Origin of the sequence: uncultured Desulfovibrio sp. (genome assembly GCF_944324525.1) — a bacterium.
GTDB lineage: Bacteria > Desulfobacterota > Desulfovibrionia > Desulfovibrionales > Desulfovibrionaceae > Desulfovibrio.
In genome coordinates this window covers 29972-43789 of the sequence record NZ_CALUWS010000027.1, presented here as the reverse complement: position 1 = coordinate 43789, position 13818 = coordinate 29972, and the positions used below count along the sequence as shown (strand labels likewise).

10 protein-coding genes are annotated in these 13818 nt (G+C 64.6%); all 10 read right to left on the bottom strand.

Features of this window, described 5'->3' with window-relative positions:
- Positions 1-424: 424 nt before the first annotated feature.
- The 10 genes from rfbH to Q0K12_RS08165 all read right to left on the bottom strand — a co-directional run bounded on the left by rfbH (position 425) and on the right by Q0K12_RS08165 (position 13755).
- The gene (rfbH, locus tag Q0K12_RS08210; RefSeq protein WP_297261857.1) at positions 425-1720 is read right to left on the bottom strand and encodes a lipopolysaccharide biosynthesis protein RfbH; all 1296 of its coding nucleotides are present in this window, start codon (positions 1718-1720) and stop codon (positions 425-427) included.
- Positions 1721-1770: 50 nt separating this feature from the next.
- Positions 1771-2877 carry a CDP-glucose 4,6-dehydratase gene (gene rfbG, locus Q0K12_RS08205; RefSeq protein ID WP_297261855.1) on the bottom strand — a complete coding sequence of 369 codons (1107 nt, stop codon included), beginning with the start codon at positions 2875-2877 and terminating at the stop codon, positions 1771-1773.
- Positions 2878-3347: 470 nt separating this feature from the next.
- Positions 3348-5168 (bottom strand): ABC transporter ATP-binding protein, encoded by a 1821-nt coding sequence (locus Q0K12_RS08200; RefSeq protein ID WP_297261853.1) that lies wholly within the window; start codon positions 5166-5168, stop codon positions 3348-3350.
- Between the two features lie 21 nt (positions 5169-5189).
- Positions 5190-6029 (bottom strand): glycosyltransferase, encoded by an 840-nt coding sequence (locus Q0K12_RS08195; RefSeq protein WP_297261851.1) that lies wholly within the window; start codon positions 6027-6029, stop codon positions 5190-5192.
- 1 nt (position 6030) lies between these two features.
- Entirely contained in the window at positions 6031-7026 is a 996-nt protein-coding gene (locus tag Q0K12_RS08190) for a glycosyltransferase (RefSeq protein ID WP_297261848.1), read from the bottom strand.
- A 228-nt stretch (positions 7027-7254) separates the two neighbouring features.
- Positions 7255-7932, bottom strand: a complete 678-nt coding sequence (locus Q0K12_RS08185) for an SIS domain-containing protein (RefSeq protein WP_297261847.1) — start codon at positions 7930-7932, stop codon at positions 7255-7257.
- Positions 7933-8733: 801 nt separating this feature from the next.
- On the bottom strand, positions 8734-10383 hold the full coding sequence (locus Q0K12_RS08180; RefSeq protein WP_297261845.1) for an amidohydrolase: 1650 nt from the start codon (positions 10381-10383) through the stop codon (positions 8734-8736).
- Positions 10384-10548: 165 nt separating this feature from the next.
- Complete coding sequence (locus tag Q0K12_RS08175; protein ID WP_297261843.1) at positions 10549-12057, bottom strand: tripartite tricarboxylate transporter permease; 1509 nt, start codon at positions 12055-12057, stop codon at positions 10549-10551.
- Positions 12058-12069: 12 nt separating this feature from the next.
- Entirely contained in the window at positions 12070-12552 is a 483-nt protein-coding gene (locus Q0K12_RS08170; RefSeq protein ID WP_297261841.1) for a tripartite tricarboxylate transporter TctB family protein, read from the bottom strand.
- Between the two features lie 204 nt (positions 12553-12756).
- Complete coding sequence (locus Q0K12_RS08165) at positions 12757-13755, bottom strand: tripartite tricarboxylate transporter substrate binding protein (RefSeq protein ID WP_297261839.1); 999 nt, start codon at positions 13753-13755, stop codon at positions 12757-12759.
- Between the last annotated feature and the right edge of the window lie 63 nt (positions 13756-13818).

The following is a 13818-nucleotide window of genomic DNA, read 5'->3' as shown; positions in this document are numbered from 1 at the left end:
CAAGGACCGTGCCGGGAAATCCTGCTTGACTTGTTGGACTGCCTCAAAAAATCTGCGAAAAATTCTGGACACTACCCAGACTATGCCAAAAGCCACAATTTCCGTTTTTAGATTTCGCGCCTTTTTGGTGATTATCCCAAATCGACCTGATACAGCCAAAAGCATCCAGTAATTTTAGGGGTTGATTTTAGGGGTAAAAATTATAGCAATCACATATAATATTCTGAAATAATTATATAATAATACAAAATAAAAATTTTCACGAAAAAGATGACACGCACTTTTTCCGCTTACGTTTGGCCGGGCGGCGCTGTGCCGCCGCTCGCAACGGAAAGGGGCGCGCCCGCTGGCGCGCCCCCGGTAAGGCAAGGTGATCCGCCCGACATCTCCGCAAGGACTCGGAGGCCGCAGGCGGCACAGCCGCTCAGGCCGACAGGATAGCCTGTACGCTTTCGATGACGTAATCCAGCATCTCCTGGCTGAGTCCCGGCCAGACGCCCAGCCAGAGGCCGCGCTCCATGATGAGATCCGTCTGCGTCAGGACATCCGCCACGCGGTAGGGACGGCCCTCCATGAACGGCTGTCGCACGGCATTGCCGGCAAACATGAGCCGCGTCCCGATACGGCGACGGTTGAGCGCCTTGAGGAAGTCCACTCGCGAACAGGGGGCGCTCTCCTTGAGGATGACGGGCAGGCCGAACCAGGAAGGATCAGCCTGTTCAGGCGTGACGGGGAAGCGCAGATGCGCGCAGCCGGCAAGCCCGTTGTGCAGATAGGCATAATTCTGCCTGCGCTTTTCGATGAATCCGGGCAGACGGCGCATCTGGGCCAGTCCGCAGGCGGCCGTCAGATCGGTCATTTTGAGATTGTACCCGGCATGCGCGTAGACGTACTTGTGATCATAGCCTTCGGGCAGTTCGCCGTACTGACCGCTGTAGCGCCTGCCGCAGGCATTGTCCTGCCCCGGCCGGCAGTGGCAGTGCCGGCCCCAGTCGCGGAAGGATTCGGCGACCTGGGCCAGCTCGTCATTGCTGGTGAAGACCGCCCCACCCTCGCCGGTAGTGATGTGGTGCGCGGGATAGAAAGAAAGGGTGGCGATATCCCCGAAGCTGCCCACGAGCCGCCCGTTCCAGCGGGCGCCCAGCGCGTCGCAGCAATCCTCCACCAGCCAGAGGCCCCGTTCCCGGCAAAGAGCGGCGAGCCGCTCCGCATCAAAGGGAACGCCCAGCGTATGCGCCAGCATGACGGCTTTGGTCTTGGGGGTGATGGCCCGTTCCACCGCTTCCACATCGACGTTCCAGGTATCGGCGTTCACATCCACGAATACCGGGATGGCGCCGAACTGCATGATGGGCGCGATGGTCGTGGGGAATCCGGCCGCCGCGGTTATGACCTCGTCCCCGGGCCGGATGGCGCGCTGCCCCCAGCGGGGCGAGGTCAGCGCGGAAAAGGCCACAAGGTTGGCCGAGGAGCCCGAGTTCACCGTCAGGACATGCTTTGCGCCGAGAAAGCCGCCAAGCTCCGCCTCGAACGCATCATTGAAACGGCCGGTGGTCAGCCAGCCGTCAAGCGCGGCCTCGATCATGAGCGCCTTTTCCGGCGTGCCGACGACCTTCCCCGAGGCGGGGATGGGCGTCTTGCCCGGCTCAAAGGCCGGGCTTACATCAGGAACGTGTTCCAGCAGCGCATGGATGGCCGCCTGCAATTCTTCGTTCTGCATCTGATCCTCGTTTCGTCTCCGGTTGCGGTGACTGCGCGCGCCTTGTCCGCCTACTGCGGCAAGGCATCGACATACGCCTCGATCTGCCGCAGGGTGTACTCGCGCATATGCGCGGCATCGCCGTTGACCGACCATTCCTTATACCAGCTGAGCGTCTCGGAAAGCGCGCGCGCCACAGGGTAACGGGGCCGCCAGCCCAGTTCGATGTTGGCCTTGGTGCAGTCCAGGCAAAGCATGCTGGCCTCGTACGGCTGCGGGGTGCTGTCCACCTCGTAGCTGCCGTTGCCCCACTTTTCGCAGATGAAGCGCACCACCCGCTCCACCGGCCAGACGTCGCCCATGTCGATGGGCGCGAAGTTCCAGCCGCAGCCGAATTTGGGCCCGTGTTCAAGCAGTTGCGCGCCCAGCTGCAGGTAGCCGCTCAGGCACTCGAGGACGTGCTGCCAGGGCCGCACCGCGCGGGGATAGCGGATCCTGATGGTACGCCCCTCGTGCAGCGCGCGGAAGCAGTCGGGGATGAGGCGGTCCTTGCCCCAGTCGCCGCCGCCGATGGCATTGCCCGCCCTGGCCGAGGCCACGGCCACATGATGATCCGTGCCGTAACGCTCGGGCGCAAAGAAAGATTTGATGTAGGAAGCCGTCACCAGTTCGGCGCAGCCCTTGCTGGCGCTGTAGGGATCGTGCCCGCCCATGGGATCGTTCTCCCGGTAGGGCCAGACCCATTCGTTGTTGCGATAGCACTTGTCGCTGGTGACGATGACCACCGCATGCACCGACGGCGTGAAGCGGCAGGCGTCAAGCAGCATGGCCGTGCCCATGACGTTGGTCTCGAGCGTGCCCAGCGGGTCGTCATAGGAAGGACGCACCAGAGGCTGCGCCGCCAGATGCAGGACGATCTCAGGCTGGAACGATTCCACGGCCGCCCTGAGCGCCCGGTAGTCCGCCACGGAACCTTCGACATGGCGGCATACGCCAGACAGCTCAAGCGCCTTGAACATGCAGGGGCTGTCATACTCCGACAGCGAGTAGCCCATGACGTCCGCGCCCAGCTGCTTCAGCCAGAGCGTCAGCCACGATCCCTTGAAGCCCGTATGCCCCGTCACAAAAACCTTGCGCCCCTTGTACAGGGGCAACAGATCCTTCAGCCTGTTTTCCATCAGCAACACACTCCTCATGCCCTGCGGCAAATAACGGCGGATGCGCACAGCACGCCGCCCGCACTCCCCAAAAGAGACCGCCGGCCCTGTACGCGCAGCCGGTGAGGGTCTCCCGGCCGGGCGGAGGACGCCGTCCGGCGCTTCCAGCCCTCCCGAATGCCGGCGTGCGGCGGGCGCGCCTGACCGGCCTCCCCGCTCGCCGCGCACGCGACCTCACTTTCGCATACGGCCTGCCCCCTCTTTTGTCAAGGGACGCGCCCGGAAAGGGCAGGTAGCCTATGCCAAACGCCTCGCTGTGGCAACAAAAAACACGCGTATGCCCTCCCGACCCCGGAGAGGATACGCGCCCGGCGTTCAGGGGGGAACGCCATCGTGATTTGCTTTGGGGGGGAAGGGGAACCCCTCGCAGACAGCGCATAGCGCCAAGAGCTGCGAACGGGCGGCAAAGAGGTGTGGTCTGCGGACGGCCTCTACGCCGTGCGCTCGCCGGCGGTTCCCTGCCGGTAGCTCTCGAGCACCGTCCCGGCCGGGCCGGACATGACCAGCCTTCCCTTGTCGATCCAGAAAATGATGTCGCAACTCTCCATGGTCGTCAGCCGGTGCGCCACGATGATGCACGTCATGCGTTCCGCCAGACTGTCCACGGTCGCCTGGATGTGCGCCTCGTTCTGTTGGTCAAGGGCGCTCGTCGCCTCGTCGAAAATGAGCAGTTCAGGGTCGGCATACAGGGCGCGGGCTATGCCCACCCGCTGCGCCTGTCCGCCCGAAAGCCCGGAACCGTTGGCGCCGATGGGGCGCAGCAGGCCCTTGGGATGGGCGTCGATGAAGTCGATGGCCGCCAGCCGGCAGGCCGTGCGGACCTTTTCCTCATCCCAGCCCCTGCCCCACTGGCTGAAAGCGACGTTCTCGGCCAGCGTGCCTTCAAAAAGAAAGAGCTGCTGAGGGACATAGCCCACTTTTTGCGCGTAGGCGGCGGCGCGCCCGGGCGTAAGCTCCTGACCGTCAACGAGGATCTCCCCGCTGGTGGGCTGGAGCAGGCCGCTCAACAGGGCCACCAGCGTGCTCTTGCCCGCGCCGGAGGAGCCGACGATGCCCACTTTCGCCCCGATGGGGATGTCGAACGTCAGGTCGCACAGGCTGTCCCGCTCCGCCCCGGGATAGCGAAAGGACACATGCCGCAGGGAGACGCGCTCCCGGAAACGAAAATCCGGATCAGGTTCCGCCATCCGCTCGACCTGACGCCGGCGCAGCGTCTCCAGCAGATCGAGCACCGCCACGAGGCGCGGCCGCTCCGACCGCAGCGACACCTGGAAGCCCACGATGCGGTTGGCGTAGGGGAGGACGCGCCAGGCCGTGAGGATGAGCAGCCCCAGCACGCCGACGATGCGCGCGGTCTCCGCCTGTTCCACACAGATCAGATAGGCCAGCGCGCAGATGACGGCCGCAAAGCCCGTGGCCTCCAGCACCCAGGTGGGCATGGTCGGGGCCATGCTGGTGAACACCCGGGACGACTGCCCCTCCTCCACCGCGCGCTCCACAGCGCCCAGGAAAGCCGGTTGCTGCCGGTAGATCAGCACGTCGCGAATGCCGTGCGTGGCGCAGAGGACGGCCTGATTCTCCTTGTGTTCCGCCTGTGCCGTCCGCTGGGCGGCATGATCTATGCGGCGGCGCAGTCCCTTGTAGAACACGACGCCCACCAGTGCGGTGATGCCCACCACCATCGAGGTCAGCAGGATCTCCGTGGTGAGGAGACAGAGAAAAAGCACCGTGATGGTCAGCAGGTACGAGGCCATGGACAGCAGGTACATCACGGCATTGGCCACATGCCGCCGCCACTGCATGCACTGGTACATATGTCCGCCGTCCGCGGAAAGATGCCAGAGATAGGGACAGTACAGATAACGAAACATGATCTCGCGCGCGATGGCGATGGAGATGTTTTCGCTGAGCGTCGCCGTCATGCGCGCGGTGATGTAGTTGAACACGTTCTTCAGGATCGAGACGATGACGATGAGCACCCCGACCATGAGCACGAAAAAGCGCGGATTGCGGGCAAGTTCCCCCACTGAGGGAAAGACGCCATACACATATTGCAGGGCCGCATGGGCATTGATGCTTTCGGGAGCCGTCAGGGCGCGCGGCAGGAAGCTGAGCAGCAGGATGAAAAAGAGTTCGAGGGCCGCCTGCATCACCATGAACGAGAACAGCAGGAAGGCCTTCTGTTTGTCCTTCCTGCCGATGCAGCCCAGCAGTCGTTTGAGATCGAAAAAATTCTGCCAGTCAAAACGCATACGGAGTCTGTCGCTGAAGAGTTAAGGATGGAAGAGACCGTCAAGGCGGCCCTTGAACATGCGCACAAGGCCCCACCTGGGGCGGAACGGCTCCCGGAGCAGGCGCAGCAGCGGATGCGCCACATGGACAAGGCGCATGGGGAACGAAAAGCGGTGCTTGTGCAGCACACGCATCCTTCCGCGGCCATAGGCGTACCATTTGCCGGCGTTCTCCGGGCTGAAGACGGCAGCCGGATGGGCAACGCGGATGCCGGGGACGCGCATGACCTTGCCGCCGCAGTCCATGCAGCGCAGGAGGTAGTCCGTCTCCTCGCCGGACTGCCACGGCGTCGGCGCGCCCACGCCGAGCTCTTCGTCAAAGGCCCCCACCTTCCCGGCCACGCTCCGGCGGAAAAACAGCACATACGACGGCGCCGCAAGAAAGGCCCCCGTGCGGGAAATCCGTCTGTTCCGGCCTTCCGCCCGGTCCTGCCGGTCGTCGAAAGCCCGCCCCTGCTCGTCCAGATCGACAGGCGTACCGACGCACGCCGCGACATCCGGGTGTCCGGCAAAAAAGGCCAGACAGCGGGACAGCGTATCCGGGGCATAAACGCAATCGTCATCGGTCAGCGCAAAGATATCGTTGCGCAGATGGGAAAGGAGGCGGTTCCTGGCATGGGAAAGGCTGCAGCGCGGCAGATGGACGATCTCGATGCTCAGGCGGTCCGCATAGGCGGCCAGCAGCGCGCACATGGCCTCGTCCGCATCCTGGAGCCCCGCGACGAGGCGAAAGGCCGGCGTCCGCTGCCGACAGAGCGAATCCAGCAGACGCCGCATCTCCGCATGGCGATTTTGCGTGGTCAGAAGGAGGTCAACCTGCATCTTATCTCCATGCGGAAAAGCCCAGGAATTTCCTCAGGCCTCTGTATCCCATATGGACAAGACATGCCGTGAAGTACAGGCAGAATACGCCGCGCTGCGCCCAGCCAAAGGCGCGCAGCGTCCTGCCCAGCGCGGCGGAACAGCCCGAACGCCAGTGCCGCGCATGGGACGCATAGAAGCGGGCATAGGCCTGTGCCGTCTGTGCCGCCGTGGCCCCGTTGCGCTCCAGCGCATGGCGCAGCTCCGCCGCGGTCCGCTCCAGCGCCTGCGTGCATGACGCAGAAAGCTGATGCTGCCGTCCTGACTCCACATCCACGAAGGCCGAGGACAGGAAGCAGGCGCGTCCGCCCTGCTTCAGGATGCGCGCGTACCAGTCCGTATCCAGGAAGTAACGCAGGCTGGCATCGAAAAGAGGGATACCTTTTTCTCTGCGAAGAAACAATACGGAGGGATGTCCTATCCTGTTGACGACGAGCGAACGTCCCGGGAAGTCCCGCAAAAAGTGCCGCAGATGCCGCGCGCCGCCGGTATGGCGTCCGCATTCCCTGCCCTCTTGCCAGCGGCGGCAGGCACAGACGACCACGTCGCACCGTTCGCGGACGAACAGTCCGGCCACCTGTTCCAACACGGTCTCCTGCTGGTAAAAATCGTCCTGATGCAGCAGGCTCACGTATTCGCCGCGCGCCTGCGCGAGGGCCTGATTCCAGTTCGCCGGCACGCCCAGAGCCGGCGTGTTTTTCTCGTAGCGGATGCGGGGATCGGCGCACGCGCGCACCACCTCGGCCACCGCATCCGAGCGGGAATCGTCGCTGACCAGACACTCCCAGTCCGTCACGGACTGCCTGCGAAGGCAGGCAAGGGCCCTCTCGACCGCTGCGGCATCCTCAAAGGCGGGGATGCACAAGGAAAAAAGCGGCGTCTCCCGCGCCGGATCGCGGGGAGAAATCTTTGCTGGAGGCGGATGGTCGCACACGGTCCTTCTTTCCCTGACTCGCATGGTTCATGATGCGGGAGCGGCGTCCGCTCCCCTGCGTCCCCACGACATGCCCGCCCGCCGCCGTCCCGGCTGGAGAACTTTTCCGGCCAGGCAGCCGCTTGGCATGCCGGCAGGCAGCATAGCCGTTTTTTCCCTCTAACGGAACATCTGAAAAATATCAAACAAATACAATGCGTTCTTTATCCCGCCGCCAGCTGCGAAACGCGCCGGGCCGCTGTGCCGTGCGTCTTATCCCGCATCCGTCGCGGCGGCCGCCTGTGCCGGGCCGCCGAAGACGACAGCTTCCAGACAGGCGCAAAGGGCGTGGTACATGGGCAGATGCAGCTCCTGCACCTGCGGCGTCCGCGAGGACGGCGCGCGCAGCTCCACATCCAGCAGCCCGGCCATCTCCCCGCCGTCCCTGCCGGTGAGTCCCAGCGTCCGGCAGGAGAGCAGACGCGCCGTGCGCAGGGCCTGGTTCACGTTGGCCGAATTGCCCGAGGTGCTTATGCCCCAGACGACGTCGCCGGGGCGGGCCAGCGCATAGACCTGCTGCGCGAAAGCCAGACGTCCGTCGACATCATTGGCAAAGGCCGTGGGCAGCGCCACCCCGGAAACCAGCGGGATGGCCGCTATGCCCCCTTCCAGCCGCGCCAGCTCCGCCGCCTGTTGCGGATAGGCGCTCCAGGCGCGGCGGAGGAAGGCCTCCGGCAGCGGCCGCGGCAGCAGAAAGGACTTCATCAGCTCCCCGGCGATATGTTCGGCATCGGCGGCGCTCCCGCCATTGCCGCACAGCAGGATCTTCCCGCCGGCGGCAACGCACTCCGCCAGCAGGCGCACGGCCGCGCCAAAGGCGGCGGCAGCTCCCTGCCACTGGGGACAGCGCGCGCACAGATCCCGCCAGAACGTTTCTATCAGAGCGTCCATACTCTCTTCCTGTTGCTTCCTTCCCGTCCGGGGACGCAGGCTCAACGCTGCGGCGGACAGGCTCCGCCTGCCGTGGCGGAAGGGCCTGCGGCGGCGCGCCTTTCCTGTCCCCGGCCGCGGGCTGGAGCCGGAGGGCCGGCCTGCGACGGGGAAGATACGAAGGGGAGCATGCCAAACTTGCGCCGGGAGGTCGAGAAAAAAGACGTGGCGGATGCGGCGGACAGTCCTCCGCCTGCCGTTTGTGGCAGGCTTGCCTCGTGTCCCGGACTCTTCTCCCGGCAAAAACGCGCTGGGGAAGGGATGGGAGGCCCGGGGGAAAGATGGCGAGAGCGTCATGCCCCGCTTCGCTGCGAAATGGCTGGGCCCTCCCGCGCCGACGGCGACCGAAAGGCGGTCCGCAGGGCCGTGCTCGTTGCGACGGAGGAAGCTACGAGCATCGACAGCAGAGCGCGACCGAATGGCGGCCCGCAGGGCCGTACTCGTTGGGCGACGCAGAAGCCTTACGAGCATCGACAGCAGAGCGCGACCGAATGGCGGCCCGCAGGGCCGTGCTCGTTGCGACGGAGGAAGCTACGAGCATCGACAGCAGAGCGCGACCGAAAGGCGGCCCGCAGGGCCGTGCTCGTTGCGACGGAGGAAGCTACGAGCATCGACAGCAGAGCGCGACCGAATGGCGGCCCGCGCAGGGAACAGAAAGGGGGAGCGTCCGCCAACGCTCCCCCTGTTTTGCCGTTATCCGCGCTGTCCGCATCGGGGACGGACACGCGGCTTGTGCCGCCTGCCGGTCCCCGGGCGTACGGGCTAGCCCGCCAGCGAGCCGTACACGAGCCTGTTGCCCACGATGGTCGCCGTGATGGGGAGATCCTTGAGCGTTTCCGGCGCGACGGTCAGCGGATTTTCGCCGAGGACCACCATATCCGCCAGCTTGCCGGGTTCCAGACTGCCCTTCGTCCGCTCTTCGTGGAACTGGTAAGCGCCCCAGATGGTGATGCTCTTGAGGGCGTCCAGCACGGGGATCCGCTGGGCCGGGCCAAGCACCTTGCCGGAGGAAGTCAGCCGGTTGACCGCCGACCAGACGGAAAGCAGCGGATCGATGGGCGTCACCGACGTGTCGTTGTGGCAGGTGAAGGGGATATGCCGCAGCAGCGCGCTGCGCAGGGGGTCGATACGGGCCGCGCGGTCTTCGCCAAGGAAGATGTCGCGGTGACGGTCGCCCCAGTAGTAGGTATGCACGGCGAAGAACGAGGGCACCACGCCGAGCCGGGCGATACGGTCCAGCTGATCTTCACGCGCCGTCTGGCAGTGGATGACAAGATGCCGGGCGTCCGTGCGGGGATAGTCCTTCTGTGCGGCCTCATAGGCCGTCAGGATATCGTCTATGCCGGCGTCCCCGTTGCCGTGGATGGCCACCTGCCAGCCCTTCCGGTGATAGCCGGTCACGATCTCGATGAGCTCATGGAGCGGATAGATGGCGTAGCCGCGCCAGAGATCGTCCCCGCCGCCCGCCTGCTGCACATGGTAGGGATTGGTCAGATAACCGGTATAGCCCTGCAGGCTGCCGTCCTGGAACAGCTTGACCGCGCCCATGCTCAGCATGCCGTCCGGCGTGAGCGGCGCGCCGCAGCGGGAGGTCGGCGCCAGCGAAAAATCATATTGCCCGTGCTTGGGCAACAGCTGCACCCTGTTCCGGAGCATGCCGCGCGCATGGGCGGTCATGTAGTTCTGCCACATGGCCGTGGTCACGCCGCCGTCATGGGCCGTGGTCACGCCCTTGGCCACATAATCGGCCGTGGCGCGCTCCACGGCGCCGAGCCATTTTTCCTCGGTCATCTGCGGCGCGGCATGCAGGACCATCTCCATGGCCGCGGGCTCTTCCACAAGACCGGTCAGCCCGCCGTCCCCGTCATGCCGGAACACGCCCCCCGCCGGGTTCGGCGTCCGGCCGTCGATGCCGGCGGCGGCAAAGGCCCGGCTGTTGCACAGGGCAAGGTGGCCGGAGATATGCCGCAGGAACAGCGGATGCCGGGGAGCGAGCTCATCCAGTTCGGCCAGGGTGAAATGACGGGCCTCCGCCACGGCGGTATCGTCATAGCCCGAGCAGAGCAGCCACTCCCCTTCCGGCAGTTTTTCCAGCGCCGCGCGCACCTTGCGGCGGATGTCGTCATGCGTGCGGATGTCGCCGATGGGATAGGGGTTCAGATCCAGATAATAACGGTTGTACATGCCGGCGCGCATGAAGTGGCTGTGACCGTCGTAAAAACCGGGCAGCATGGTTTGCCCGCGCAGGTCCACGATCTCGGTCGCGGCGCTGCGGAAGGCCGCCACATCCTGCTCGGAACCGACGGCAAGGATGGTCTCGCCGTTGACGGCCAGGCAGGAAGCGACGGAACAGCGGGAATCCATCGTCAGGATGACGCCGTTACGGTAAATGTGGGTTGCAAACTGCTGCATGGTTGCCCTCCTTGGGTGATGGGTGGACGGAGCAGGGCCGGGAGGCTCCCGACAGGGAGGGGGAAAGCTCCCGCCCTTGCACGAGAGCGCCCCTCCCCTTCCGGCGCGTGGTGTCATGGAGGATCGGCCGTATCGCGCCGGAAACGGATACGGCCAAACGGGCCGCTACGACCGGTCGGCCGCCTGCGCCTCGGGGGTGCGGGCCTTGCGCACTTCCTTCCAGAGCAGCTTGATCAGGATGAACAGGCTGATGGCAAGGAAGACCGCGCAGACCGGACGCGTGAAGAACACCGAATAATCCTGATTGGAGATGCTGAGCGCCCGCCGGAAATTGGTTTCGATGATGCCGGAAAGGATCATGGCCAGCAACAGGGGGGCCAGCGGGAAACGCGCCTTGGTCATGATGTAGCCCAGGATGCCGAATGCGAGCATCACGGCCAGATCGAAATTGGAGTTGTTCAGCGCATAGCCGCCCACCACGCACAAGGTGGTGACCAGCGGCATCAGGACGCCGCCGGGGATGAGCACGATCTTGGCCAGCAGACGTACGGCATAGTAGCCCAGCGCCAGCATGAAGAAGTTGGCGATGAACAGGGCGATGAAGATGCTGTACACCAGCGTGCCCTGCTCCTGGAACAGCAGCGGGCCGGGCGTCATGCCCTGGATCATGAGCGCGCCGAGCATGACGGCCGTCACCACGTCGCCCGGCACGCCAAGGGTCAGCAGCGGGATGAGCGCGCCGCCGGTCACGGCGTTATTGGCCGACTCCGTGGCGGCGATGCCTTCCAGCGAGCCCTTGCCGAAGCATTCCGGGTGCTTGGAGTGCCGCTTCGTCTCACTGTAGGCGGCAAAGGAGGCCGTCCCCGAGCCCGTGGCCGGCACGATGCCGATGAAGGTGCCGATGATGGAGCCGCGCAGCAGGGCCGCACGATTGGCCCAGAGCTCGGAGAGGGAGATGCCCTTGCGCGAGATCTGGGTGGTGGAGAGGCGCTTGCCCCGGAAGACGTCCTCCAGCGTGATCAGCACCTGCGACAGGGCATACAGGCCCACGAGCGCGGGGATGAGGGAGACGCCGTTGATGAGGTTGGAGGAGTCGAAGGTCATGCGCAGGTTCCCCGACAGGGGGTCCATGCCGATCATGGAAATGAGCATCCCCAGCAGCGCGGCGATGCAGCCCTTGAGCAGGGCCCCTTCGGACAGGGTGGCCACGATGGTCAGCCCGAAGATCCCGAGAGAGAAGTATTCCGGCGCGCTGAAGTCCAGGGCGAAGGTGGCCAGCTGCGGGGCCACCGTGGCCAGGATGAGACAGGAAAAGATGCCGCCGATGAAGGAGGCGATGGTGGTCATCTCCAGCGCCTTGAGCGACTCCCCGCGCGCCGTGAACTGCGGCCCTTCCAGCATGGTGGCCGCGGCCGCGGCCGTTCCCGGCGTCCCCACGAGGATGGCGGTGATGCTGCCGGCGTAGATGGCCCCGCAATACATGCCGAGCAGCGCGGAAAAGGAGATGACGGGCGCAAAGCCGAAGGTCAGGGGGATGAGCAGGGCAACGCCCATGACGGCGGTCAGACCGGGCAGCGCGCCGAAGATGATCCCGAGGGCGACGCCGACGAAGTTGGCGATGAGCGCTTCCAGACTACAGGCGGAGCCGAAGGCGGCAAGAAACGAGTCGATCATGGCATATCCCCTTTATGGAAGCGGAACTTTGAAGAGCATGGCGAAAACGACATAGAGAAAGGCCGCGATGGCTATGGAGATGAGCACTATCTTGAAAATATTGCGGTAGCCTGTGATGAACTGCGCGCCCACGAGGAAGGCCAGCGTGGACAGGGTGAAGCCGGTCCCTTCCGGCCATTCGGCATCATAGGCCATGTCGCCGAGCATGATGAAGCCGATCACATAAAGGATGATCCAGACGCCCATGAGGGCGACGCGGACGAATATCTCCCGCTCCGGCCAGCAGGCCGCTGCCCCCCCCGGCGCGGCACGCAGCGAGCGGAACACCAGCAGCAGGGAAAGGACGGCCAGCGCCGCCGTCACGCCGGTGGGGAAGGAACCGGCCGTGAAGAAATCGTTGCCCGCGGGCGGCGGCAGAAGGTAGATCTGATGCGCCATGACGCCGCAAAAGACGAGCAGGGCCAGTCCGATGAAAAAGTCGGTCTTGTTCTTCATGGGTGAACCTTTAGAGCATTTTCCGTTTGAACCGCTTCGCGTTCCAAATCATACGGCCTGGCGTTTGCGGAAAAACGCGGTTTTTCCGCTCACTTTCGGCCGGGCGGCGCTGTGCCGCCGCCTCGCATTTTGCCTTTTTCAAAGGCAAAATGCTCTCGTCGGAAGAAAAGGGGCGAAACGCCGCAGCGTCCCGCCCCGTCAGCGCTAGTCAAGCGACTTGCGGCCGGCCAGCACTTCGTCGGCGAGGTCGGACGAGGACTTGATGCGGTCGCCGAATTCCTTGGCGGGCAGGTAGTCGGCGGACAGACCGATCTTTTCGAACTTTTCGATGACGCCGGGATCCTTGAGCGCCTTTTCGATCAGCGGCTGCAGCTTGGCGATGCGGTCGTCCTTGACCTTCTTGGACACGACAAAGCCGTGCCAGGCGCCGAGGTCGATCCACTTTTCGTCTTCCGGCGTCAGCTGACCGGCGAACAGTTCCCGGAACGTAGGCGTATCGGGCAGGTCGGCGCGGCGCTCCTTGCGGGCGATGGCGATGACGTTGAAGTCGCCGGAGGCGACATAGGGCAGGATATTGGAGGGGACCTGGCAACCGGCGGTGATATGCTTGCCGAGCAGGGCCGTGCTCACCTCATGACCGCTGGTGTAGGCGGCGTGACGGATGGTCAAGCCCTTGTAGAAACGCTCGAGCAGCTTGGTCATGTAGAGGCGCTGCGTGGAGATGGCCCCGGTGGTGCCGTACACGGTGCCGTCCGGATTGGACTTGGCGGCCTCGATGAACTTTTCCCAGGTGTCGATGCCGGAGCTCTTGTGGGTGGTCAGGACAGGCTCCATGACGGCGATGTGGGCCACGGGCTTGATGTCCTTGAGCGAATAGCCCACGTTGGTCAGCTTGGGCGTGGTGGCCAGCGAGCTGAAGCCGGGGAAGGCCACCGTATAGCCGTCGGGCCGGGCGCGGAGCATCTCGTTCATGCCGATGGCCTGCGCCCCGCCGGGCTTGTTGATGACGTTGATGGTGATGTTGTAGTTCTGCTGGAAATAATCGGCAAGAATGCGTGCCGCAATGTCCACGCCGCCCCCCGGACCAAAGGGCACGATGACGTTGAGCGGCTTGTCGTAGGGATACTCGGCCCGGGCATGGGTCGTGATGCCGAGGCACAGGGCACAGGCAAGTAGCAGCGTGGCAACGAGGCGTTTTTTCATGGCAGTCCATCCTTGCATGATAGGGAGTGCCGCGGCAGACGCCGCCGCACGGGGTCCGGCGCA